The organism is Corynebacterium jeikeium (genome assembly GCA_003955985.1).
Taxonomy (GTDB): Bacteria; Actinomycetota; Actinomycetes; order Mycobacteriales; family Mycobacteriaceae; genus Corynebacterium; species Corynebacterium jeikeium_D.
Genome location: CP033784.1, coordinates 2,438,765 through 2,464,719, shown reverse-complemented (window position 1 = coordinate 2,464,719; position 25,955 = coordinate 2,438,765). Strand labels below are relative to the sequence as shown.

Annotated in this window: 18 protein-coding genes; 10 read left to right on the top strand and 8 right to left on the bottom strand. The window is 58.5% G+C overall.

Annotation, left to right across the window (positions count from 1 at the left end):
* Positions 1–83: 83 nt before the first annotated feature.
* The 6 genes from EGX79_10835 to EGX79_10810 all read right to left on the bottom strand — a co-directional run bounded on the left by EGX79_10835 (position 84) and on the right by EGX79_10810 (position 7,200).
* Positions 84–926, bottom strand: a complete 843-nt coding sequence (locus EGX79_10835; GenBank protein ID AYX82621.1) for a hypothetical protein — start codon at positions 924–926, stop codon at positions 84–86.
* Positions 923–1,258 carry a PadR family transcriptional regulator gene (locus tag EGX79_10830; protein AYX82620.1) on the bottom strand — a complete coding sequence of 112 codons (336 nt, stop codon included), beginning with the start codon at positions 1,256–1,258 and terminating at the stop codon, positions 923–925. The genes EGX79_10835 and EGX79_10830 overlap by 4 nt, the downstream gene beginning before the upstream one ends.
* A gap of 258 nt (positions 1,259–1,516) precedes the next feature.
* Entirely contained in the window at positions 1,517–2,689 is a 1,173-nt protein-coding gene (locus EGX79_10825) for an alpha/beta fold hydrolase (protein ID AYX82619.1), read from the bottom strand.
* A 142-nt stretch (positions 2,690–2,831) separates the two neighbouring features.
* Complete coding sequence (gene glpK, locus EGX79_10820; GenBank protein ID AYX82618.1) at positions 2,832–4,388, bottom strand: glycerol kinase; 1,557 nt, start codon at positions 4,386–4,388, stop codon at positions 2,832–2,834.
* An 84-nt stretch (positions 4,389–4,472) separates the two neighbouring features.
* Positions 4,473–5,213, bottom strand: coding sequence for an aquaporin family protein (locus tag EGX79_10815; protein AYX82815.1), 741 nt, complete (start codon positions 5,211–5,213; stop codon positions 4,473–4,475).
* A 250-nt stretch (positions 5,214–5,463) separates the two neighbouring features.
* Positions 5,464–7,200 carry a glycerol-3-phosphate dehydrogenase/oxidase gene (locus tag EGX79_10810; protein AYX82617.1) on the bottom strand — a complete coding sequence of 579 codons (1,737 nt, stop codon included), beginning with the start codon at positions 7,198–7,200 and terminating at the stop codon, positions 5,464–5,466.
* A gap of 441 nt (positions 7,201–7,641) precedes the next feature.
* Between EGX79_10810 and EGX79_10805 the strand changes: the two genes are divergently transcribed.
* Positions 7,642–9,291, top strand: coding sequence for a 1-acyl-sn-glycerol-3-phosphate acyltransferase (locus tag EGX79_10805; protein ID AYX82616.1), 1,650 nt, complete (start codon positions 7,642–7,644; stop codon positions 9,289–9,291).
* Positions 9,292–9,297: 6 nt separating this feature from the next.
* On the top strand, positions 9,298–10,131 hold the full coding sequence (locus EGX79_10800; GenBank protein AYX82615.1) for a Cof-type HAD-IIB family hydrolase: 834 nt from the start codon (positions 9,298–9,300) through the stop codon (positions 10,129–10,131).
* Positions 10,132–10,184: 53 nt separating this feature from the next.
* On the opposite strand, the gene EGX79_10795 is transcribed toward EGX79_10800, so the two are convergent.
* On the bottom strand, positions 10,185–12,608 hold the full coding sequence (locus EGX79_10795) for a hypothetical protein (GenBank protein ID AYX82614.1): 2,424 nt from the start codon (positions 12,606–12,608) through the stop codon (positions 10,185–10,187).
* Between the two features lie 84 nt (positions 12,609–12,692).
* Complete coding sequence (locus EGX79_10790) at positions 12,693–14,198, bottom strand: N-acetylmuramoyl-L-alanine amidase (protein ID AYX82613.1); 1,506 nt, start codon at positions 14,196–14,198, stop codon at positions 12,693–12,695.
* 329 nt (positions 14,199–14,527) lie between these two features.
* Here EGX79_10790 and glf point away from each other — a divergent pair, with 329 nt between their 5' ends.
* From glf to EGX79_10750, 8 genes are all read left to right on the top strand, one after another.
* A complete protein-coding gene (gene glf / locus EGX79_10785) occupies positions 14,528–15,724 on the top strand; it encodes a UDP-galactopyranose mutase (GenBank protein ID AYX82814.1) in 1,197 nt (398 codons plus the stop codon).
* 93 nt (positions 15,725–15,817) lie between these two features.
* Positions 15,818–16,690 (top strand): EamA family transporter, encoded by an 873-nt coding sequence (locus EGX79_10780; protein ID AYX82813.1) that lies wholly within the window; start codon positions 15,818–15,820, stop codon positions 16,688–16,690.
* Positions 16,691–16,872: 182 nt separating this feature from the next.
* Positions 16,873–17,886, top strand: a complete 1,014-nt coding sequence (locus EGX79_10775) for an esterase family protein (GenBank protein AYX82612.1) — start codon at positions 16,873–16,875, stop codon at positions 17,884–17,886.
* Positions 17,887–18,086: 200 nt separating this feature from the next.
* Entirely contained in the window at positions 18,087–20,147 is a 2,061-nt protein-coding gene (locus tag EGX79_10770; protein AYX82611.1) for a glycosyltransferase family 2 protein, read from the top strand.
* Entirely contained in the window at positions 20,131–20,721 is a 591-nt protein-coding gene (locus EGX79_10765; GenBank protein ID AYX82610.1) for a phosphatase PAP2 family protein, read from the top strand. Before EGX79_10770 ends, EGX79_10765 begins: the two co-directional genes overlap by 17 nt.
* Positions 20,722–20,750: 29 nt before the next feature.
* Positions 20,751–21,770 (top strand): decaprenyl-phosphate phosphoribosyltransferase, encoded by a 1,020-nt coding sequence (locus tag EGX79_10760; protein ID AYX82812.1) that lies wholly within the window; start codon positions 20,751–20,753, stop codon positions 21,768–21,770.
* 473 nt (positions 21,771–22,243) lie between these two features.
* Entirely contained in the window at positions 22,244–23,287 is a 1,044-nt protein-coding gene (locus EGX79_10755; protein AYX82609.1) for an esterase family protein, read from the top strand.
* Between the two features lie 547 nt (positions 23,288–23,834).
* Complete coding sequence (locus EGX79_10750; GenBank protein ID AYX82608.1) at positions 23,835–25,946, top strand: hypothetical protein; 2,112 nt, start codon at positions 23,835–23,837, stop codon at positions 25,944–25,946.
* Positions 25,947–25,955 lie beyond the last annotated feature (9 nt).

Sequence of the window (25,955 nt, the reverse complement as noted above, 5' to 3'; positions counted from 1 at the left end):
TGGTAGAGGTTGTGTACAACATTCGGGATTACAGCAATTTTGCTGATGTGTCTTTCACCTGCTGATGTATCCTGCACCGTGATTTAAGCTGCTCCAGCTTTCTTCCACGCAGCCTTCAGCCCAGCTCGGAGGGGCAGGACGAGGCAGGCAGACGAAGCCACGGCCGAAGTGAGGGCAACGCCAGCTCGCACAAATGCTGGATTGAGCTTGGAGTTTTCTTCCGTGAGAATGCCGATCAGCTGAGATGGCGCAATTGTGCTTGCGAGCGCGCCTAGGGACGCAACGCGCAGCGCGTCTTCACGGTCATCTGCCTTGAGCAGCGAAGCAGCTGAAAATCCAGCTCCGACCGTAGAAACCACGAAGGGAAGAAGCAGAGTTTCCTTCGGTGCTGTCTTCTGAACTGCCTCGCCGTTTAGCTTCCATTTGGTGTGGACTTCTGCAGGCAACTGCTTCCAGGACATAGCCAGTGCGACTCCGTGCGCAACCGTCACGGCCGCGGGGAGAAGAGCGGTCGCCTGCAGTGTGCGAGCTGGAATTTCAGAGATAACCTCACCGTCAATATCGTCCGGTCGGACAATCCCCAGCTTGGTCGCTACTGCGGCCCAGTTGATAGACCAGCCAAAACCCAACAGGTGAGGTTGGAGGATCCGCGGGTCGTCCATGTTCCACAGGGAAGCGCGACCGCTTTTGGTAAATACCCGAAGCGGTTTGGAGAGGTACCTGCGCAAGGTGTTTGGTTCGCCAACTTGTTCGGCTACGCAATTTGCGTAGTCGGTCGCCGTTCCCAGCTCTTCGGTCAGGTCCGCGTGGACGTCGTTAAGCTCTTGCAGAAGACTCTCCTGCTCGGCGATGATCGCCTTGCGTTGTGCGTGCGATATGCCGATTTCGCGCAGTTTGTGGTCAATGGCAGTGAGGTAGGTGTTCATTGGGGCTCCTCGGAAAATAGTGCGGTCATGTCGGCGGATAGGTCGATGAAGTCCTGATGCAGTTGCGTGAGTGTTTGCTTTCCTTTGGCTGTCAGTGAGTAGTACTTGCGCGGCGGCCCTTTGGGGGATTCCTCCCAGCGATTGCTAATCAAGCCGTTGGTGGTCAGCCGCGAGAGTAGGGGGTAGACGGTTCCCGCGGGCGCGCTGAGGTGGGGGTAGGCGTTGAGCTTTGCGACGAGTGCCGCGCCATAGAGCTCTTCGCGAGAAATCAGCTTGAGAATGGCGAGCTCAAGTACCCCTTTCTTCAGTTGTGTCTGTGGACGTTTGGGCATAGCGTTGTGCTTTCTTTCCGGCGGTATGGAGGAATCTGCCCAGGCAGAATACTTTTCATACCTAGTACCTTGTAATACCAACTATACGCACAGTAGTTTGTATTGCCAAGTACTGCATGCTTTATACGGCGCGGAGAGGGCAGGGCAAAGAAAATGAGGGGCAATTGCCAGAAGGCAATCGCCCCTCATTCCACCGGGTTAGCTCTATGGAGAACTCGTAACTGCTAGGAAGCGGTTCGGTTCCTATTTAGCGTTCAATTAGATACGCGCATCAAGCCAGGCAATAGCCGTCGCAATGGCCTCGTGCTGTGCCGGCTCGTTGAAGGTCTCGTGGAACTGGCCTTCGAACTCGATCAGCTGCTTGTCGGTGGACGAGATGCCGTTGTACCAGTCGCGCGAGAAGAACGGCGGCACAATCTCATCCTGGCCGCCCATCATGACCAGGGTCGGCTCAACAAAGTCGACGGAGTTGGTGCCGTTGTAGGTGGCGGCAAAAGCCATCTGCTGAGCCATGCCGAGCGAGAGCTTGGAGTTGTTGTACGGATCAGTTTCGTACTCATCACGCACTGCCTGCGAAGAAGAGGTCTTCGAACCCAGCGGGTTGCCAAGCTGAATCAAGTCGCTGCCGGGTAGTGATGGCACGCGCATCTCGGTGCGGTTCGGCACTTCCTTGAGCATGCGAGTGTTGAATGTGGTCATGTCCTGGAATGGCAGGCGCTGGTAAATCGTCGGCTGCGCCTCGCGCTGGACATCGGTCATGGCCTCTGGGGTGATGGTTTCGCCCTCGTCCGTGCCACCGTAGGGGTTGAAAAGAGCGCCACCACCGTTGGCGACAATGCCATCGACACTGCCCGGGTACTTGATGCCGTGGAAGTCCACGGCAAGGCCGCCCATGGAGTGGCCGAGCAGGAAGGTCTTCGTGCTCGGGTTCTCCGCCTTGGCCTTTTCGACGAGCATGTGCAGGTCATCGACAAGCGAGTGGAAATCATCAATATGGCCACGGGCAACTGGGGTTCCTTCGACCTGGCCCGAGTGGCCGTGCCCACGGTGGTCAATGCGGTAAACGTTGTAGCCGGCGTTCAGCAGCTTGCCGGTTACCCACTCGTAGCGACCCAGGTGTTCTGCAGCGCCATGCACGACGACGACAGTGGCTTTGGCATTCGGGATGGTGTTGGACTTCCAGTAAATCTGGGTGCCCTTGCCATCCTGTGAGGTCATGTAGCCGTCGGTGACCGTAACGTGGCGTCCGTCAACCGTAGTGGTTGGTGCCGGGGTGGTGGGCAGCTCGACCATTGCAGTGGACTGCGGGTCGGGAGTTGGTTCCAGCGGGTTCTTGATGAAGTCCGTTGGGGCTGCTGATGCTGCCGGGGTGGCCAGGGCCAAAGTCAGGGCGGTGGTCACACTCGCAGTGAAAATTGATGCGCGACGCATGATTGCTCTTTTCTGTTTTCAATCGAGGAGTGGATGATAGTTATAATAATTTTATTATAACAAACAAGCCCTGAATTTATAATAAAAATAGCCCGGAAAACCGAATAGGTTTTCCGGGCTATTTTTCGGCTCTTACGAGGACTTATTCAGGCTTCGGTGCCTCCTCAGCATCCGTATCCTCGACCCAACCATAGGTGCGCTCAACGGCACGGTTCCACTGGTGGAACAGGCGATCGCGCTCTTCGGCCTCCATCTTCGGACGCCACTTCTTGTCAATCGTGATGTGAGCCTTGACCTCATCCAGGTTCGACCAGAAGCCAATGCCAAGGCCCGCAGCGTATGCCGCACCAAGGGCCGTGGTTTCAATGTTGTTCGGGCGTGTGACAGCGACATTCAGGATGTCGGACTGGAACTGCATGAGGAACTCGTTCATGGTCATGCCACCATCAACGCTCAGCGTTGTGATGTCCGTGTCGGATTCTGCGACCATGGCGTCGAGGACCTCGCGGGTCTGGTACGCAGCAGCCTCCAGCACAGCACGGGCAATGTGGTTTCGGTTGACGAAACGGGTCAAACCGACGATGACGCCACGAGCGTCCGGCTGCCAACGAGGAGCAAAAAGACCGGAGAAGGCCGGCACGATGTACACGCCGCCGTTATCCTTGACGCTCTTTGCCTTGTTCTCAATGGATGCCGCATTCGGAATCATCTGCAGCTCGTCACGCAGCCACTGAACAAGTGCGCCGCCCATGGAGACGGAGCCCTCGAGCGCGTAGACCGGCTTCTCTCCCTCGACCTGGTAGCAGACGGTGGAGATGAGTCCGTGGTCAGACCACTTCGGCTTCTCACCAGTATTCATTAGCATGAACAGCCCAGTGCCGTAGGTGTTCTTGGTGTCGCCCTCGCCGAAGCAGCCCTGGCCGAACATGGCGGCCTGCTGGTCGCCGAGGATGCCAGTAATCGGTCGCTCCGCAAGAGAACCGCGGGCGCGGATACGGCCGAAGTCGCCTACCGACGGTCGGATGTCAGGCAGCATCGACATCGGAATGCCAATTTCACGGCAAATGTCCTCATCCCACTCGAGGGTCTTGAGGTCCATCAGGAGAGTACGGGAGGCGTTGGTGACGTCGGTTGCGTGAACTGCGTCTTCGCCGTTGTCGCCCTCTGCACCACCGGTGAGATTCCACAGCAGCCAAGTATCGATGGTGCCGAAGAGTAGATCGCCAGCCTCAGCCTTTTCGCGAGCTCCCTCGACGTTGTCGAGAATCCAGCGCACCTTCGGGCCAGCTGGGTAGGAGTTGATACGTAGGCCCGTGGTCTCACGCCAGCGGTCAGCGCCTTCATCCCCCATGAGTTCCTTGCAGATCTCATTCGTGCGGGTGTCCTGCCAGACGATGGCATTGTAGACCGGTTCACCAGTGTTCTTGTCCCAGACGACAGTGGTTTCACGCTGGTTGGTGATACCGATGGCATCAATATCCTGGGAAGCAATGTCGACATCGGCGAGAGCTTCGCTGACTACTCGACGAGTGTTGGTCCAAATCTCCTGAGCGTCGTGCTCGACCCAGCCCTCTTCCGGGAAAATCTGCTTGTGTTCCATCTGTGCAACAGTGACGATTTCTGCGTCATGGTTGAAGATGATGCAGCGGGTGGAAGTAGTTCCCTGGTCAATGGCGAGGACGTATTTGCTGTGCGTCATGGGGGATACTCCTAGCGAAATTGTGTGTAAATGTGAGTGTTCAGGCTTGCGATATTTTATTGTGCGATATCTCTCATATTCCCGTTATCCGATGGCAAAGGCAAGAGCGCCTGCAGCCACGGCTGCCAGCATCGGTGCGACAATCGGAACCCATGCATAGGCCCAGTTCGCATCGCCCTTGCCCTTAATCGGGAGCACGAAAGCGTAGGCCAAACGCGGGCCGAGGTCACGAACAGGGTTGATGGCGTATCCGGTCGGGGAACCAAGGGAAAGACCAATCGACACAATGATGAACGAGACACCGAAGTAGGTCAGCGGGCCAAGTTCGCCGCCGGCTGGGCCGAACAGGATGAATGCGAGCAGAACGAAGGTCGCGATGAACTCGGTGACGGCATTCCAAAAGTTATTTGGGTGAACCGGCGCGGTGAAGAAGTTGCCGCCAGTTTCGGCATTCGCATTGGTTGGGTTGCCGTTTTCGTCGACACCATTGGCGTCGAACAGCTGCTTAAAAGCGGCCCATGCCAGGATTGCACCTACGAATGCGCCCAACAGCTGACCTGCGACATAGTAAGGGACCAGGCTCCAGGCCAGGCTGCCCTTGATTGCTAGGGCAACGGTTACCGCTGGGTTCAAGTGGCCACCGGATACGTCGGCAATCGATGCGCCAGCGAAAACTGCCATACCCCAACCGAAGGCGATGCCCATCCAGCCAGCGTTTGCTGCGCGAGTAGTCCGGAGGTTGATAGAGGCACAGACTCCGTTACCGAGCAGAATTAGAATGGCGGTTCCGAAAAACTCCCAGAGGAATGCCTGGGATCCTGTGATTGTCTCCATGAGATGTGAAACTCTCTGTGCGTCGTGACCGGGAAAGGCCACGAGGAATCGTGCAACGTAAACTTTTAGGTATAAGAAATGCCGGCGAGAACTGATTCTTTTCGCCGGCACTTTTATTTCGAGCCCATTAGCCCCTTGAAGTGCAAAGCCGTTTTCCCAAGAGGGAAAGCTATTTCGTTATGGCTACAGCGTTGGTGGCCATCTAAGAACTAACTAGTACGGCCACCGGGGGAGGGGCAAACTAGCGGTCGAGGCTGACATCGACGTCCGCGCGAGTCTCCACTGCATGAGCAGCAATCTCGTTAGCGGCCTTGTCAGTCAGCTCACGTTCAGCTGCCAGAGTTGCTTCGACACGCTCGATGAAGACCTTAATCTCCTTCTCCATCGTGTCCTTGTCCCAACCCAGAGCTGGGGCAACCAGTTCAGCGGTGGCCCGGGCGCTGTCGACACCGCGGTGTGCGTACTCCATGGAGACACGCAGGCGGCGCTCCAGGATGTCGTCGAGGTGCATTGCGCCTTCGTGAGTCACGGCGTAGAGAACCTCAGCGCGCATGTACTGCTCAGCAGCCTCCAGCGGCTCGAGCAGGGACTTGTCCTCGGCTGTCGGAGCCAGAACCTCGTAGATGAGGGAGCCGTAACGGTTGAGCAGGTGCTCGACCTGCTTCTCGGTGATACCGAACTGCTTGGCCAGGGCTGGCTTCTGGTTGTTCAGTGCGTGGTAGCCGTCAGCGCCGAGCAGCGGGACATCTGCAGTGACGGACTCCGGTACCTTGCGGGGGACGTCCTGGACTGCAGCGTCGATGGTGTCAGCACCGATGACGCGGTAGGTGGTGTACTTACCGCCTGCGACGGAAACCATGCCCGGGGCAACGTGGGCAACAGCGTGGTTGCGGGAGAGGTTGGTGGTGGAGTCGGAGTCGCCTTCCACCAGTGGCCGCAGACCCGAGTAGACACCGACGATGTCGTCGTAAGTAATTGGACGGCGAACCTTGGCGTTGACGTGATCGAGGATGTAGTCGATGTCAGCGCGGGTAGCTGCCGGGTTGGCCAAATTCATGGTCCAGTCGGTGTCGGTGGTACCGATAATCCAGTATTCACCCCACGGGATAACGAACAGGACGGACTTCTCGGTCACGAAGGTCATTGCCACCGAGCCCTCAAGAGCGGACTTCGGAATAACAATGTGGACACCCTTGGAGGTGTGGACGCGGAACTTGCCCGTGACGCCAGCCAGCTTCTCAATCTCATCGGACCAAATACCGGTGGCATTGACGAAAACGCTGCCGCGGATGGTGGTGGTGGCGCCGGTGTCGGTGTCAAGGAGCTTCGCGCCGACGATGCGCTCGCCTTCCTTCACGAAGTCGACAACCTGAGTGGAGGTGCGGACATCAGCGCCGAAGTGAGCAGCGGTGCGCAGGACAGTCATGGTGTGACGGGCATCGTCAACCAGGGTGTCGTAGTAGCGAACGCCGCCAACCACGGCATCTTCCTTCAGGCCCGGAGCCTGCTTCAGGGTTCCCTTGCGGGAGTAGTGCTTCTGCATTGGAACCTGCTTGGCGCCACCCATGACGTCGTAAAGGAAGAAGCCCGATGCCATGAACGGGCGCTCCCACACGCGGTGGGTCAGCGGGAAGACGAAGCGCAGTGGCTTAACCAGGTGCGGTGCCAGGTGCGACATGGACAGTTCGCGCTCGCGCAGGGATTCAGCTACCAGGCGGAAGTCCAACATCTGCAGGTAGCGCAGACCGCCGTGGAACATCTTGGAGGAGCGGCTGGAGGTACCGCCTGCGAAGTCACGAGTTTCAATGACCGCAGTCTTCAAACCACGGGTTGCGGCATCGAGTGCAGCGCCAGCGCCTACAGAACCGCCGCCGATAATGACGACGTCGTATTGCTCGGTACCGAATTTCTCCCAGGTCTTTTCATGCTGTTCCTTATTTAGAACTGCAGATGGGGCGAGAGATGAAGAGGACGACATTTTCCAATCCTTCCCGGTGGGGGCGTTGATTTTTCGTCGAAGAGAATTTCTCGGCTCACGGCTCAGGTTACCAAAACTCGGCTTACTTGTGAGCGCCAACCTACGGTTACGTAGATATAAATAATGGGGCAAAAAGTCACGAAAATCGCGCCAGTAATGTTGTCCGATTTTCCGCAGGTAGATGGCTATGTTAATAGAGGTTTTCCACTTTTAGACTGAAAGTCGGCTGGCAATGAACCCCCCCATAATGGGGGTATCAAAGATGGCTGATGGGTGGGCAATGGGTGCACGGCGGGCGTGTGGCGTATTTGAGAGGCGATGACTGGAACTGCGCTCGCATTTACACATGAATATGAGCCTGTAACGACATTTATTCACGAGTCTCAGATACCAGTACATATTGCCCCGCTAAGGGGTGCGAAAGATTGTAGAGTAAAGGCCATGTTCAAGGATCCTGTGTACTTAACGATTATCGGATTGGCGCGCACCGTCTTCTTTGCCCAAGGTTTGAAGTTCACCGTTAAGGGCTGGGAAAACGTGCCGAAAGACTCTGGCGCCGTTCTCGTTACTAACCACACCGGATACATGGACTTCACCTATGTCGGTCTTCCATTCCGCAAGCACCGCCGTTTTGTCCGTTTTATGGCGAAGAAGGAAGTCTTCGACCATTCGATCGCAGGACCAATCATGCGTGCTTGTAAGCACATTCCGGTCGACCGCACCGACGGCTCCAAGTCTTTCGAAGAGGCCTGCGCAAAGTTGGAAAACGACGAGTTGGTAGGCATCTTTCCGGAGTCGACTATCTCGCGCAGCTTTGAAGTCAAGAATCTGAAGTCGGGTGCGGTGCGTATGGCGCAGCGCACCGGCAAGCCCATCATCCCAGTGCTGATTGTGGGATCCCAGCGCGTGTGGACGAAGGGGCACCCCAAGCATCTCGGCCGCAGCAATACTCCGATTCATATTACGGTTTTGCCGCCGTGGACCCCGGAGGGCGATCCGGCAGAAGCCACCGAAAAGCTACACGAAATCATGGATCAGGGTGTCCGTCAGCTCTGGGACGAGTACGCAGCTGAAGAAGGTCCCCTGCCGAAGGGCGCCTACTGGGTACCGGCTCGCCTTGGCGGCGGCGCACCGACTTTCGAAGAGGCCCAGGCAGAGGACCTGAAAGTCGAAGAAGAGCGTCAGCGTATCCGTCATTTGCGCGGTGATCTGGCCGCATTCAAGGAAAAGCTAGCTGAGTCGGCACGTGAATTCGGCGATAGCGCTCGTGAGTTCGGCGATCAGACCAGGCAGCAGTTCCTCGATGCCTCGCAAACGATGAGCGCGGAATCTGCTCGCCGAAGGGAACAGACGACCGCCTTGTTGGCGCAGTTCCGTCAGTCTGTGGAACAGATGGCTGATGATGTCGTCGCCGGTGCCAAGGAGAGCAAGGAGTCCGTGCGTACTGCCACGGATTCGATGCGCGTGACGTTCCGCGAAGCGTACGTGCAGCTAGAGAAGGCCTCCGCCTCCGGTGTCGAACAGACGCAGCAGACCGTTTACCGTCTTATCGGCCAGTCGATGATGATCCGCGACAAGCTTCCACAGCGCTTGAACAGGCTCATCACCGCTCAGCCGGAGACGTTCATCTTCGATTACCCCGCATCGCTTGCCGACGACGCGGGCAATATCAGCGAAGAAAACATGAAGGCCTTGCAGCAGCTCGGCGATGCCGGAGCCACAATCGTTGTTCTGCACGAACCGGGAGATAAGCCGAATCTATCGGCTTTGGAGTCGGTTGACCTGCAGGTCGTGGAACTCCCGGAGGGCGCCAGCAAACTGGACGTCACAAATGCGGTGGTTAGCACGCTGCGCAAGCAGGCTCGCAAGGAAGAAACCGCGATTCTTTTTGCCGGTCGCTCGAACTTTGAGGAAGCCACACAGCGTGTCGGCATGCCGGTAGTTATGGCCGATGCGGACTGGTCCCTGCTGAAGAACGCGGATTGGGTAATCGACACGGTCGAGCATGGGGGAGTAGCCGCAACGCTGCAGTTGTTGCACGACCGGTTCTGCGATGACGGTGAAGATGACAACAGTGAGGACGGCAAGTAGTTCGAAGTGACCGAGAGACTACATCCACTACTCGTAGCTTCGGATATTGACGGGACGTTCATCGACTCGCGGGAGCGGGTAACTCCCCGCCTGCGACAGGCCGTCACGCGAATGCTACGCCGCGGAACCCCGTTGGTGCTGGCCACGGGAAGGCCGGCTCGGTGGTTGCAACCAGTGCTCGAGCAGCTGCCGGTTCAGCCGTTGTGCGTGTGTGCCAATGGCGCCGTGATTTACGACTCCGGCCGTGATGAAGTGGTTGCCGCCAACACACTGAAGCCGGAGACGCTGCGATACGTCGTCAAGCATGCGCGCGAAGCGGCGCGATCCATCGGTGGAATCGGCATTGCGGCAGAGCGCGCTGGGACGTCGGCGAATGATGCCATCGATGAGCTTTTTGTGGTGGCGCCGTCCTATGACCATGCGTGGGAATCGGATGAGCACGGTGAGCTTGCTGAAGAGGCCGTGTTGTCAGAACCCGCGACGAAACTCTTGCTGCGAAACTCAGATGTGAACAGTGCCCAGCTATATGAGCTGGTCACTCCCGCAATTGACGCGAGCTTGGCGCACGTGACCTACTCCATGCCGGACGGGCTGTTGGAGGTGTCCGCGCCGGGCGTGACTAAGCGCGCCGGGCTGGAATACGTGTCTGAACTGGTCGGAGCGACCGCGAAAGATGTGGTCTGCTTCGGTGACATGCCGAACGATATCGAGATGCTGTCGTGGGCGGGCACGGGTGTGGCCATGGGCAATGCGGCTGACAACGTCAAGGAGATTGCAGACGAAATCACCGCCACCAATGATGATGACGGTGTTGCTCGTGTGCTGGAGCGCTGGTTCTAGCTAGCCTCGAGGGTTTCCTCGCGCCAGCTAGCTCACCCAGCGCTCGACAGCGTTTACTTCAGCTCGGTCTTGACTTCGCCGGTGGTGCGGTCGAAGGTGATTGAACCGTTCTGGAACTCAGCGCGCTCGATGTTTCCATCGACCACCTGGGTCTTCGTCGGAGCGCCCAGCTTGCCGACCTCGAAGCCCTGGCGGGCCCACTCATCAGCAATCTTGCCCCAGATAGCGTGAGCGCCGGTGGTGTCGGAGTCGGTGATTACGCCGTTGGAGAACTTCACGTAGCGCAGGGCATCGGCCTGGCCAGCATTGTTCGCCACGGTAGAACCGCTCTGGATACCGGACATTGCGTAACCGAGAACGGAGCCCATTTCCTCGGAAACTTGGCGCCATTCGGCAGCCAGGTCGTTCTGCTCATTGATAGTGATGATCTGGTCAATCAGGACCGGCAGGTCAGCGATCGACGGGCCGTTTTCAATCGAGCGTCCAACGGCACCCAGAATCGCATCGGCGGTCTGTCCGAGCCCCGGTGCGCCGAGCATGCCCAGCGCCGAGGCCAGCATCGAACGTGCACCCGAGACTGTCTCCAGAGCTTGTGCCTTCTGCTGCTCGTCGGATGCGCTCGGCGAGGAGGAGTTGCTCTGCTCGCTTGCCGACGGTGCGGAGGAGTCAGCCGTAGCAGTGTCACTGGTGTTCGTGGCGTCGGTTGGCTCCGAGGTATCCGAAGTGCCCGAGGTGGTCGAGTCGGAGCTCGACGTTGTCGACGAAGTGGTGCTCGATGCGCTCGATGCGCTCGAGGACTTCTCGGAGGACGAGGTCGTGGACGTACCCGTCGATGCCGAGGTGGTCGAAGTGGTCGAGGTAGTAGAGGTCGACGTGCTCGACTGCGAGTCTGTGTTCTCGGTGGTCTTATCGTCCTTTTCATCCTGCGGAACGAGGAGATCAATCAAGCCGTCAGGGCCCTCATTATCAATCTTTCCGCTGGTGAGAGAGTTGTACTTCTTCTCGGCAATCGAGCGGATCTTGCTCATCTGGGCGTAGCCAGCATCACCTGGGCAGGTGGTGTTACCAACGTCGCGGTGCGCGAAGATTGTCGGCAGAGTGACCTGCTGGCCGTATCCATACTTGGAGTAGCTGGTGCCACCCGAAGTCATCTGAATCTGGCCGGTCGGCTTGATGCCGGCGACCTTCAGGCGCCAACCGATCATATTGCCCACCGAGTTCAGTGCAGCCTCACTGGGAGCAACCGAAGAGTAGTTACCCATCATGGAGATGCCGAAAGTACCGGTGTTGAAGCCACCTGCGTGTGCGCCCTGGACATTCTTATCCAGGCCACCGTAGCGGCCCTCGTAGATGTTGCCGTACTTGTCGACAAGAGCGTTGTATCCGATGTCGCACCAGCCCAGAGTCTGTGCGTGGTACTGGTAGATGCCGCGGACGATACCAGCGGACTGGCTCTCGGTGTAGTTGTTTGAACCAGCGGTGTGGTGCACGGTGGCACCGACAAGCTTGCTGTCGTAGTCCGCGCCCTTACAGCGGTTGTTTTCGTTGGCGCCCCAGCCGGCACGGGTAATGACCTTCGGCATGCCCGTGACATTCTTGGCATCCACAATTGGGTCGATGCCGGATGCAGCAGCCTGGCCGTCGATTAGCACTGCGTCGACCTGGTCGATCGGCAGTTCATCGGCGACCGGTTCGATGTCCGTCCACTTCACTGGGAGATTCGGCGAGTCCAGATTTGCAGCGTCGTTAGCGCTCGGAGCAGTCGGGTCATCGAGTGCGTCCCCAGGAGCTGCATCCGGAGTCAGCTGGTAGTCGGAAGCGGCCTCGGCGACATCCTTGGCCGCATCCGTAGCGGAATCCTTTGCATCCTCCACGGCCTTCTTCGCGCCCTCAGCATTAATTTCGTCGAGGTTGAGCTTGGATAGATCCAGCTTCTCAGCGCCCTTGATGTCCTTCAGATCCACGCCGGAACCCGGACCGAAGATGTTAAGTCCGTGGGTGGAAACCTGAACGCGCTTGGTTGGCTCGATGTAGATGAGCTCCGTTCCGTTCAGGCCGTTGCCATTGCCTTCAGCGGGGTAGTCCGGGTCAACGCTGAACCAGTCGGACCAGGAGCCGTCTGCTCGCTCGGCGCGGACGAAGCTGGCGATATCAGGGTCACCGGCCCACGTCAGCGCAAACTGGGAAAACTCGGTATCGGAGGTAATTTCCTTGACGACACCGCGGTTGGGATGAGCTTCGTCGGCAAGCGACTGCGTTGCGATTGCTGCATCTTCGACGAGAACGGAGACGCTGTCTGCAAGCGACTTGCTCTGGACAACCGGGTCGATGGGGCCGGCGCCGTTTTCCTCAATGAGGTCATAAGCGGCACCTGCGCCGACAACGGCAACGGGTGTCAGGGCAAGGGTCGCCACGGCAGCGAGTACCAAGGATTGCTTGGCACCTGCGCGGCGATTGATGCGGCGGCGACTAAACACGGTAATAACTCCTGGGTGATTACGAAAATCTGGTGTTACACCACAAATGTGATGTGGTTATGCCTGGATTAGATAAGCGGGGGCTTAGTTCTGAGGTGCGAACCAGGCCTGCGTAGCTTCGGCAGGGTTGGTTGGCAGGGATTCAGTTAGAAACTCACCAACAACCTCGCCTGGCGTGGGCGTTTCCACGTTTCCGAGGGAACCGCCGTTGTCGCCCGACTCGCCGGTGCCCGGAATCGGCGGAATGCTGGCGGCCTCTCCGTCCTGGTTGTTCGGATCCGTCGAGCGGCCGGCGATATCCGCTCCACCGGCACCATCAAACTTGGCTTTGGCTGCAGCGCGGATGGCATCCATCTGCTGGTAGCCGAAGGTGCCCGGGCAGGAGGTGTAGCCGGTGTCGCGGTGACCGAAGATGGCCGGGAGGTTCACGGTCTGGCCGGAGCTGTAGCGTGCCTTCGAGTAGCCGGCGCTGGTCAGCGCGGCGGTGGACATCGGATCGACGCCACCGACCTTCATGCGCCAGCCGACCATCTCGCCGAGTGCGGTGACGGCCGCATCCGGAATCTCCAGCTGGTCGTGATTGCCCATCACCGAGATACCGAAGGTGCCGTTGTTGAAGCCACCTGCGTGTGCGCCCTCGATGTTCTTGTCCAGGCCACCGTAGCGGCCCTCGTAGATGTTGCCGTACTTATCGACCAGCGCGTTGTAGCCAATATCGCCCCAGCCCAGCGTATTTGCGTGGTAGGCATAAATGCCACGGACAATGGCTGGTCCCTGGGACTCTGAGTAGTTATTGGAACCCGCGGTGTGGTGGATGCACGCGCCCTTGAAAGTGCTGTAGGAGCTCGAACCGCTGCGGATGGACTCATCTGCGCCCCACGCTGCACGGCTGATTACATTTGGCGCGCCGGCAATCGACGACTCGTACGCAACTGGCTGAATAACCTCGCCGACCTGCTCTACGCCGTCGATGAAAACTGCCTGGACAGCGTTGAGGGACAATGCGGCCGTAGCGCTGACGAGGTCCTGCAGGGAACCGCCGATAGTGGCGGGGTCAAGGTTGTCGATACCAATGATGTTGCGGGGATCCAGGCCTTCGAGGAGGTTCAGGCCGACAGTCGACACCTGCACGCGACGGGTGGGCTCAACGAACAGCAGCTCGGTGCCGGACTGCCCGGAGTTATTCATCGGACCGTGTGAATCAGCGTGGAACCACGGGCCAAAGCTGCCGTCTTCGCGCTCGGCGCGAACGTAGAGCTGCAGATTGTCATCGCCCGGCCAGGTGAGTGCGAACTGGGAGAACGGTTCGTCGCGGGTGATGTCCTTCACGAATCCGCGAAGCGGGTGCAGGGCATCGGTAATGGCATGGGTGCCGACGGCTGCGTCGTCAATCATCATCGTGACAGCGTCAACCAGCGGCGATGTTGAGATCTTGGCCGCGATGGGGCCTACGCCTGGGCTTTCAACCAGAGTAGGGGCCTGGCGAATACCCCATGTTGCTAGCGGAGCTGCGGCAGTAGTAGCTGCCAGTCCATAGAGGAAGGTGCGACGGCCCATCGACGGGGCATTGATGCGACGGCGAGTTGGCACGGTAAAAGCTCCAAAAAAATGGGGTACAGGGTTATCGACCCGAGGTCTACCCGGGGTCGAAAGGAAGGAAAGTTGCAAAGCAACAGAAAATTCTGAGGAGGATGTTACCAGTGTGACTAAAAAAATCTAGTGAGACATCTGTGTTTCTTCGTTAATTTTGGGAAAATTATCAAATAATGTGACCAAACGAACGTTGGGCTGGGCTCACGTGGACGTCGTAAAGCCCGCGTGTACACCCGCAAACCGGATGGAAATGCAATAGGTTTTAAGGCGTGAGTAGCGAAAAGAACACCACTGCCAATGAATTTGCTCCGAAGTCCCTACAGGACATCAAGGACAACACCTACGACCTCATCGTGGTCGGTTCGGGTTTCTTCGGTTTGACCGTTGCTGAGCGGACCGCCACTGAGCTGGGTAAGCGCGTGCTCGTTGTCGAACGCCGCAACCACATCGGCGGCAACGCCTACTCGGAGGCAGAGCCGGAGACTGGCATCGAGGTGCACAAGTACGGTGCGCACCTGTTCCATACCTCTAATAAGAGGGTGTGGGACTACGTCAACCAGTTCACGGACTTCACCGACTACCAGCACCGCGTGTTCGCTATGTACAAGGGCACCGCGTACCAGTTCCCGATGGGGCTGGGGCTGATCAACCAGTTCTTCGGCAAGTACTACAGCCCGGACGAGGCGCGCCAGCTGATTAAGGACCAGACCGATGGTCTGGATCCGCGTGACGCGAAGAACCTTGAGGAAAAGGCAATCTCCCTGATTGGTCGCCCGCTGTACGAGGCATTTGTCAAGCACTACACCGCCAAGCAGTGGCAGACCGACCCGAAGAACCTGCCGGCCGGCAACATCACCCGCCTGCCTGTTCGCTACACCTTTAATAACCGCTACTTCAACGACACCTACGAAGGTCTGCCTGTCGACGGCTACACCGCCTGGCTGGAAAACATGGTGACCTCCGACAAGATTGACGTCGTTGTCGATGCCGACTGGTTCGAGGTGCGCGACGAACTGCGCGCTGTATCCCCGGACGCCCCGGTCGTCTACACCGGCCCGCTGGACCGCTACTTCGACTACGCCGAGGGCAAGCTGGGTTGGCGCACGCTGGACTTCGAGATGGAGGTTGTCAACACCGGCGACTTCCAGGGCACTCCAGTGATGAATTACAACGACGCGGATGTGCCGTACACCCGTATTCACGAGTTCCGCCACTTTCACCCGGAGCGCGATTACGTCAAGGACAAGACGGTAATTGTTAAGGAATACTCCCGCTTCGCCGACGATGGCGACGAGGTCTACTACCCGATCAACACCCCGGAAGACCGCGAGATGCTGGAGGCATACCGCAAGCTCGCCGCAGCAGAAGCGCAGGAGAACAAGGTTCTCTTCGGTGGTCGTCTGGGCACCTACCAGTACCTGGACATGCACATGGCCATCGGCTCCGCACTGTCGATGTTCGACAACAAGATTGCGCCGTTCTTCAACGACGGCGAAGCAATCGAGCAGGAGCGCGGGCACTAATTTGCCGCTTCCGGCTCCCGCGCTAGTATTGCGCGAGTGTCGCGTGAGAAAACCCAAACCGAAGTTCCCCAACAGGGGCCATTGCTGCAGCGTGTGAACAAGTTTCTCACCCTGCCAGTGGCACCTGTCATTCTGGTTCTTATCGGTTCTCTTGGTACCCAGGCTGCAGCCGTGCTGGTCACTGGCATGCTTTCCACGGTCGGCGCGCCGGGCATATCGGGCCTGCGCATGACCGCCGCCGCCATCATTATGGTGGTTCTGTTCCGGCCAAAACTGTCCGGGATGACCCGCGCCCGCGCCATCAACATCGTGGTCTACGGCATCGCCATGGGCATGATGAGCATGATGGTGTACGCAGCCATCGCGCGCCTCCCGCAGGGCGTCGCCGTCACCATCGACTTCCTCGGCCCCTGCGTCGTGTCCTTCCTGGGGCTGAAAATGTGGCGCTCCCGCCTATGGGCCATCGTCGCTTTCATCGGCGTTGCCCTGATTGCCCAGCCCTCCAATGACCTTGACATTATCGGCATTGGTTACGCCGCAATCGGTGCAATCTTCTTCGGCGCTTACACGCTCTTCTCCGCCCGAATGGGCAGCACCGAGGGCGGCGGCATGCCCGACCTGGCGCTGTCAGTGGTCGTCGCAGCAATCGTGCTCGCGCCATTTTCTGTTTCCGCTGCACCGCTTGTCGACGGTTCGATGTGGGCCACCATCGTTATTTCCGGGTTTATTGGCGCTGTTATTCCCTACGTGATGGACACCATCGCTGCGGGGATTGTCTCAGCGGCGGTCGTCGGCACGCTCTTTGCACTGGACCCGGTCATCGGTGCAATCCTGGGCTGGGCGTTTTCCGGTGACCGAGTGACTTGGTCCATGGCGCTGGGCATCGTGCTAATCGCGGCGGCTGGCGCGATTATTACCTGGCGCGGGGCGCGGGAGTCGCGCGAGCTGCGGGGGCTTGCGCAGTAAAAATGCGGATACCAGAACCCGCCGAAAAGTGGGGTCTCGACGTGTTCTGCTGGAAAACGACAGTGAATGCGGGTAAGTTTGTCGAAGATTTATTGTTTCTTAAGGTAATTCCCTGAAGCGGAAACACGCCTGATAGTTCCCACCGGCCGTGGGGAATCGCACATTGTGAGGAGAATGCACACGTGAAAATCACCTCTACTTTCCGTGGTTGGCGTCGAAAGGTTGCAGCCGTTGCGTCCGCGGTAGCTGTGGCCGCGTCTGCATTGACCATGGCGCCGGCCGCGAGCGCGGCGGGTGACCGAGGCTCGCTGCGCCCGGGTTGTGAGTGGGATTCGTACCAGTACTTCACCCAGAAGTGCCAGGTTTATTCGCCGGCCATGGACCGTAATATTCCGGTTCAGATTGTGGCCTCTGCCAATGGTGGTAACAAGGCTCTCTACCTGCTAGATGGCCTGCGTAGCCCGGCTGATGCCTCTGACTGGGTGGAGCACGGTAACGCCCCACGTACTTTTGAAGGATCCAACGTCAACCTGGTTATTCCAGGTGGTGGCGGCGGTAGCTTCTACACCGACTGGAAGCGTCCGTCGGTTAGTGTGCACGGTCCGTTTGTAAACATGTGGGAGACCTTCTTAACTCAGGAACTGCCGGTTTACCTTGAGCGTGAGTTCGGCATTTCTCGCACTGGTAACTCCATTGCAGGTCTGTCCATGGGTGCATCTGCTGCACTATCGTTGGCATACAACCACCGAGACCAGTTCGGTCAGGCTCTTGCCTTCTCCGGTTACCTACACACCACTGCGCCGGGTATGACCACTGCAATTGAGGCCGCTCAGCTGTCGGCTGGCTACAGCTCCTTCGACATGTGGGGTGCGCCTATGTCAGCGGAGCGTGTCCGCAATGATCCGTACCTGAACGTCGAGAAGATGAAGGGGCTGGATCTGGTTATTACCTCGGCAAATGGTGTTCCGGATGAGGTTCGTGACCCGAAGAATCTCTACCGGGTCGTCCCGAAGGCCGGCGGCGTTGCGCTGGAGTCGCTGTCCCGCTTGTCCACCCGCGAGTTTGAGTTGCGTGCTCGTACCTCCGGTCTGGATGCCACGTTTGAATACGAGCAGACCGGTATCCACGATTGGCCGACCTGGGATCGTAACCTCCAGAACTCCAAGGCCCGCATCGAAGGTTTCCTCGGAGCTTAAAACTACAAACTGAACGAAAAAGCCCCTATGTGCAGCAGATAGTCCGCAGCGCGTAGGGGCTTTCACATTCTGGGCTGTCGCTAGCGTGGCAACAAGAGGCAATCCGCCACGGGCACTAGGATGCTATGAGATAGAAACGTCGGTAACTTATCGGCGGCAACACCCCCGGTAGACCTTTCGGAAAGTGGTTGATACGTCTCATGGCATCACAGCCTGAACAAAAGCGGACACATACCCCGACAACGTCGTCAAGCCTTGCCGTTGAACGCCTGCAGCGGATTTTGCTGCCAAAGTTGGGTGAGCCCCGTGATGTCCGCTCGCTCTACTTGGTTGAGCCGGAGACTAATGCCGGTCGTGTGCAAGCGCATTCGCGCACGTCAGCCACTGTTCCGGCGGGTGATGAAGTTAGTTTTGAAACCTACTTCAATGCTTTTCCGGCCAGCTACTGGCGCCGGTGGACGAATCTGGACAATGTTGTCCTGCGCCTGGAGCTGTCCGGTACTGCGCGCGTAGACATCTACCGTTCGAAGATTGACGGTGCGCGCATCGCCGTGACCGGCGAAGTTGTCGGTGATCTGGGTGCGGCGGCTGAAGGCGCGGAAGCCAAGGTGGACGGCAAGGATGTGCACGTCTGCGAAATCCCAGTACCGCTGACGCAGTTTGAAGACGGCGGCTGGATTTGGTTTGACCTCACCTGTGAGACGGACGTGGTAATCCACTCCGCAGGTTGGTACTCCGATATCGAGGCACCGAGCCAGACGTACCCGGACGGCACAGAGCATCCGGCGCCGGAGGGGCGCGTCACTATCGGTATCCCGACGTTCAATCGCCCGACCGACGCAGTTGCTGCTCTTGAGGCGCTGTCCTCGGATTCTGAGGTCGATGCCATCATCGATGCTGTTTTGATGCCTGATCAGGGCACTAAGCACCCGGCAGATGAGCCGGGCTTCGATGCTGTCGCCGAGCACTTTGGTGACCGCCTGCGTATTTTCCCGCAGGGAAATCTCGGTGGTTCCGGCGGGTACTCCCGCATTATGTATGAGGCCCTGGGCGGTCCGGATTCGGATTCGAAGCGTGCGACCGATAGTCCGTTCATTCTCTACATGGATGACGACATCGCCATCGAACCGGATTCCATTCTGCGTGCGGTTGCTGTCGGCCGGTTCGCGAAGTCCCCGATGCTGGTCGGCGGTCAGATGCTGAACCTGCAGGAGCGCAGCCACTTGCACTCGATGGGTGAAGTCATCGGCCGCCATGACTTCATGTGGACTTCCGCTCCGCACGTCCACTATGACCACGACTTTTATGCGCACCCACTGCGCGATCGCGGGGAGCACGGCACTAACGCAACCGGTGAGGTTGTCGATTCGAAGGATCTTCACCGTCGCATCGATGTTGAGTTCAACGGCTGGTGGATGTGCCTGATTCCACGCGTCGCCGCTGAGACAATCGGTCAGCCGCTGCCACTGTTTATTAAGTGGGACGATGCCGAATACGGTTTGCGCGCAGGCACGGCAGGCTTTCCGACGGCTACGTGGCCGGGCGTAGCAATTTGGCATATGGCCTGGTCGGACAAGGACGACGCCATTGACTGGCAGGCGTACTTCCATCTGCGCAACCGCTTGATTGTCGCGGCTCTTCAGCACGAGGGCGATGCTGCCGGTATCGTGCGTTCCATGCGCAAGGCCACTTTCAAGCACCTTCTGTGCCTGGAGTACTCCACTGTTGCCATCCAGAACGAAGCCATGAAGGACTTCCTGGCAGGTCCGGAGCACCTGTTCGATATTCTCGAGTCCTCGCTGCCGCGTATCAATGCCCTGCGTAAGAGCTTCCCCGACGCGGTTGTGCTGCCGAGCGCAGGCGATCTGCCAAAGCCCTCCGGTATTCCGGGGGTTCCGACAAAGGATGTCGGTGGTCGTCTGGGCAAGCTGAAGAAGGTCGGTTGGCTGGCCAAGGGTCTGCTGCACAGCGTGCGCCCGGAAAACTCCGAGCACCATGCGGTGCCGCAGGCAAACCTGGCGCCGCTGGAGGCTCGTTGGTTCTCCCTGTCGCGTCTGGATGGCGCAACGGTCACCACCGCTGACGGCCGTGGCGTGGTGTATCGCCAGCGTGACCGCGACAAGGCCAAGGCTCTGCTGGAAGAATCCTGGGAGCTGCAAAAGCAGGTTGAGGAGCGGTTCGAGCAAATGCAGGCACGCTACCGCGCAGCCTATGACGATCTGACCAGTAGGAAGGCCTGGGCGAATGTCTTCGAAAATTAAAGGCGATCCGTTCGGCGAGTCCGACGTTCTCGTTAATATTCAGCACACGCTTAACGACGTCCCGGGTGTGCTGCCCACCGCGCGTGCCATGAGCTATTTCGGTGAGCACGCCCTTGGGTGGATGGGGCTCGCTGCCCTCGGGGCGGCGGTGGATAAGGAGCGACGCATTAGCTGGGCAAAGGTCGGTGTGGCCGCCTTTACCTCGCATGCGGCATCGGTGGTGCTTAAGCGCATTGTCCGTCGCCCGCGTCCCCATGACCGTCGTATAGCAATCGGCGTTGGTACGCCAAGCAAGCTGAGTTTCCCGTCCTCGCACGCGACGTCGACGACGGCGGCGCTGGTGGGGATTGCAAAGTTGGGTTACCCGGCAGCACCGGCCGTGGGCGTGCCGGCGATTATGCTCTCCCGCCTGGTGCTGGGAGTTCATTACCCAACCGATGTCGCTCTCGGAGCAGCGCTGGGTACAGCCACTGCTCTTGCGGTGGACAAGATAGGTGATAAGGTCATCGAGCCGAAAAAGGCGCAGCATAACCAGGGTGGACAGCCCTCCATTGCGGAAAGGAATGCACAGTGACACAGGCGGAGAACGACAACTTGGCCAATGTGTCGGCCAACCAGCGGCAAGCTTCTCAATCAAGGATTGGGTCCGAGCCGCACACTTCCGGTATCGATGAGCCTGCGCACCCGCAGGGGCATCCGCCGAAGAATCTGCTGGACGGCATGATCAAGGCGCTTCGCCCGAAGCAGTGGGTGAAGAATGTCCTAGTCATTGCGGCTCCACTGGCAGCCGGCAACGAGATCATGGACTCGGGACGTTCGATCGGCACGCTGACCGTCGACATCCTGGTGGCGTTTGTGGCCTTTTGCTTGGCAGCATCGTCGATTTACCTGATTAATGATGCCCGCGATGTCGAGGCTGACCGTGCGCACCCAACCAAGCGCTTCCGCCCAATTGCCGCTGGCGTACTGCCGGTGAGCATGGCGTACATTATGGCGGTCGCGCTGATTATTGGTTCGATTGCGGTGTCCTGGTTTGCCTCTGAGGGGCCGGGGCTAGCAATTGTTGTGGCTGTATACATTGCGCTGCAGCTCGGTTACTGCTTTGGTCTGAAGCATCAGCCGGTGATTGATATTGCGCTGGTGTCCTCGGGTTTCATGCTGCGTGCAATGGCCGGCGGTGTTGCTGCCAACATCAACCTGTCCCAGTGGTTCTTGCTGGTTGCCGCCTTTGGTTCGCTGTTTATGGCAGCCGGTAAGCGTTACGCTGAGCTGCTGTTGGCGGAGCGTACAGGTAAGAAGATTCGTAAGTCGTTGCAGGGTTACACCGCGACTTACCTGCGCTTTGTGTGGACCCTCGCTGCGACCGCCGTGGTACTGAGCTACGCGCTGTGGGGCTTCGAGATGGGGCGCGCACCGGGCACTTCGTCCACTTCGGCTATTTGGTACGAGATTTCGATGGTTCCATTCACTGTGGCCATCCTGCGCTTCGCAGCCGACGTCGACCGTGGTGATGCGGGAAGCCCGGATGAGATTGCGCTCAAGGACCGTCCGCTGCAGGCACTGGCCGTCCTGTGGCTGCTGTCCATTGCCATCGCTGTCTACGCTGTTCCGGCTCTGGGGTAGTTCCTTGTTCTTTTCCCATTAAGCGAACTACGGTTTCCGTCGGGTTCTCGTCGGTTTCTCGTCGGTTTCGGTTGGTAGCTGAAGGCCCATGCATCGAGGGGTGCATGGGCTTTTTTCTGTATCTCGTTAGTACTTAGGTTGTGTTTGGGGTTCTTGTAGGCGTGTTTTAGATGTCTCAGTCAGTCCTACGGGTCAGTCGGGGGCAGAATTACAAATCTGTAATTCCTCGCTGGTAAACAGTGTTTCTCCTTGTGGCGAATAGTTTTGTCGGGAAATGTGAGAAATATTACGGAATGGTTACGATTTTAACTTGGTTGTAGGGAAACGATTGAGTATCGTTACATACTCGAGATTCTTTTGTGGAGTCTCCAGTTGTCGCGTCACAACTGGAAGCAGAAAAGCGAAAGCTCGCGCAAGCGACTGCCTCCGAGAAGTCTGGCGCGGAGGTAAGTCCGAAAGTAAAGAGGAGAACGATGAGCTTTACTGCAGTGAGTCGTAACTTCACGGTGAAGGTCGTAGCTGCCCTCGTAGCGGTTGCGATGGTCTTTGGCGGCATCATGCTCGCATCCGCGAAGGACGCGAGTGCTGATCCAAACCGTGATCGACTGCGCCCAGGCTGTGAGTGGGATCCATACAACTGGTGGGTTCAGTACTGCCAGGTTTTCTCGCCAGCTATGAACCGCAATATTCCGGTTCAGATCAAGGCGGCTACTGGTGGCGGCGATGCCTCCCTGTACATGCTCGACGGTCTGTGGGGCTTTAATAAGGGTGCGTCCGGTTGGATTTGGTCGGGCCATATTGCTCAGACTTTTGCCAATGACAACATCACTCTGGTTGCGCCGGCTGCTGGCGACGGCTCCTTCTATGCCGACTGGAACGCTCCGGCAGTGACCGCTGAAGGGGTCAAGACCCAGAAGTGGGAAACCTTCCTGACCCAGGAGCTCCCGGTCTATTTGCAGCGTGAGTTTGGTGTCAACCCGAACCGCAACGCAATCGCTGGTCTGTCCATGGGTGCGGCTGCGGCGGTTTCTCTGGCGGCCCGCCACCGTGATCAGTTCAAGCAGGTTACTTCGCTGTCCGGTTACTACCAGATGTCCAACCCAGTTGTTGCGACCGGCGCTACTGCAATGGTGGCTAGCACTGGTGTAGTGAATCCGACTGGCATGTGGGGCCTTCCGGTTCCTGCTTCGGAGCAGTGGCGTGCTCATGATCCATCGCTGCAGCTGGACCAGCTCCGGGGGCTGCCGATGTATGTTTCCTCCGCCCAGGGTGTTCAGAGCCTGTGGAGTGACCCGGAGGTTTTGAACCGTCCGGTGCCGCAGCTCCCTGACACTGTCTGGCGTGCCGTAATGGAGTCCGTCTCCCGCGCTTCGACGCAGCGCTTTGAGCAGGACGCTCGCGCTGCCGGCCTCAATGCGCAGTTTGTCTACAGCCCGAACGGTATCCACTCGTGGGAGCTGTGGGGCCGTGATGCCGCGCTTGCTCGCCCGCACATTCTTGGGGCGCTGGGGCTCTAGGTCGGTAGTTATTTCAGGGCGCTCTGGCGCGCTGACCTAGCTCTGGTGCTGGATGGCTTCTTAAAGGGGCTAGCTTCTTAAGAAGTCTCAATTTTGAAAAAGACCAATCCTTTTGTGGGGTTGGTCTTTTTTCTGTGTCGAGTCCGGGTTTGGATGCTGAGTGGAAGGTGTGGGTAACGGCCTACAGAGGGGCGCAAAGAGTTGCGCTGTCAAAGCTTGAATTCAGTTCCTTTTGCGTGTGTCTCCACGGTTTTTACCCGTAAGAGGGTAAACATGAGAGTCGAACCTTAAAGTAAAGGGTGAAGCTATTCAGGTAGCTATACCGTATGTTTCGCAGATCGTGTGTGAGATTCTTCTTGCAGCGGCACGCCGGAGGAGGGGAACCTTCGGATACGTTGCTGGTCACTACGTAATTCTGCGAAGCCGAACGGTAAACGCATAGCTCAAGCGCCGCGTGATGCTATCTGCAGGTGCCTAATCGGTGCCGGTGCAACACTCAACGTCTCAAATAATTTCAACCAGCGACTTTGTAAAGGGAAGCCCTCTTATGCGCGTAACCGCTAGATTCCTCCGTGGTGGACTCGGCAACAGCCGGAAGTCATCACGGGCGTTGACCGCACTTTTGGCACTACCGTTGACTCTCGCTCTCGGTGCCCCTGCTGCAGTGGCGGCTCCCGAGCCAGCTCAGCCAGGTCTGCCTAGCTACGAGGAACTTCAGGCCGTTCAGGGGCAGTTGGCGCAATCTGGAGACCTGGGAGACCTTGCTAAGGCCGCTGAAGCAGCGCAAGCTGCTGGTGCGCAGCTACCTGGCCTGGGTATGCCGAAGCCGATGCCAGGGCCGGAGCGTACGCCATTTAAAGTCGATACTCCCGCAGTGGCGAACCTCCCCAGTGGAGTCAGCGTAGACAAGGTCGAGTGGTACACAGATCACCACGTCATTGCGCACATTCGCTCGGCTGCCATGCCGGAGAAGCCAATCCAGGTTGAGATTTTGCTGCCGCGCGATTGGTACCGCGACAAGGAGCGCACATTCCCGAGCGTCTACCACCTTGACGGTATGGCATCGTTTGATGACTACTCCGGTTGGATTCGCGCTACTAATATCGAACGCTTCTACGAGGACAAGAATGTCCTGGTGGTTATGCCTGCCGGCGGTACATCGTCCTTCTACTCTGACTGGGATCAGCCGGATAACGGTCAGAACTACAAGTGGGAGAGCTTCATCACTAAGGAGCTCGTGCCGGTTATCACCAACGGCTTCCGCGGCAACGATGAACGCGGCATTATCGGTATCTCCATGGGAGCTACCGGTGCTTACAACGTTGCAGCACACTCTCCGGAGCTGTGGAAGTTTGCCGGTAGCCTCTCTGGTTACCTGGATATGACTTCGCCGGGCATGCCGCAGGCAATCTCTCTGGCGATGAAGAACACCGGTGGCTATGACGCGACGAAGATGTGGGGCCCGCTCGGTTCGCAGCGTTGGAAGGACAATGATCCGAAGCTGAACATCGACAAGCTCAAGGGCATGTCGCTGTACATCTCGGCGGGTAACGGCAACACCGGTGAGTGGGACGTGCCGTCGCAGATCGATCCGACGAAGCCGGACAATCCGACCGGTTACGCATTGGAAGTGCTTTCCCGCATGACCAGTGAGACCTTCATCCGAAATGCTCGCGAAAAGGGCGTCGAGCCGGTTGTGAACTTCCGGAGCTCGGGTACTCACACTTGGCCGTACTGGCAATTCGAGGTCAGTCAGGCCTGGCCAACGCTGGCCGATGCACTGCAGTTGCCGGAGTCCGATCGTGGCGCGGTCTGCCGTGTAGGCGGCGAGATTGAGAAGGCCGTCGCATCGCTGCCAGGAATTGGCACCTGCCTGTCGGATGAGTATGGCGTCGCCAAGAATGGCGTGGCTCAGGACTTTACCGGCGGTACCGCCTACTGGCACCCGGATTCCGGGGCACATGTGGTCTGGGGGCGCATCGGTTCGCGTTACAACGAGCTCGGTGGTCCGTCCTCGCCGCTCGGCTACCCAGTGACCAACGAACTGGCTACGCCGGATGGCTCGGGACGCTTCGTTCACTTCGAAAAGGGTTCGATTTACTGGACTCCGGAAGGCGGAGCCCACGAAGTCACCGGCGACATTATGAACGTCTGGGGCAAGGCCGGCTTCGAGACCGGTCCGCTGGGCTACCCAGTCGCCAACCACCGCGATATTCCGGGCGGTGTCGCCCAGGACTTCCAGGGTGGCACCATCGTCAAGATCGGCGGCGAAGAACCTCGCATCGTGCGTGGTGAAATCGGCCGTGTCTACAAGGAGCTCGGTGGCGCTGAGTCCGATCTGGGTCTGCCTGTCGACGGCGACGAGGTCAAGCTCGCCCGCGGCGCTTTCCAGCGCTTCGAACACGGTGCCATTTACTGGACTCCGGAAACTGGTGCACAGCCGGTGCGCTCCAACGACATCACTGACCACTGGGGCAGCACTGGCTACGAAAATGGCCCGTTCGGTTACCCGGTCGGCCCACTGCAGCCAGTCAAGGCCGGCGGTCTTGAACAGCAGTTCGAGGGTGGCTGGATTCGCCAGCTCAACGGCAAGATTGTTGAAGAGCGCAATAAGCCAGAAGCACCAGCCCCAGCCGCCGACAACGGTGATGACAAGTAAGCCAACCAA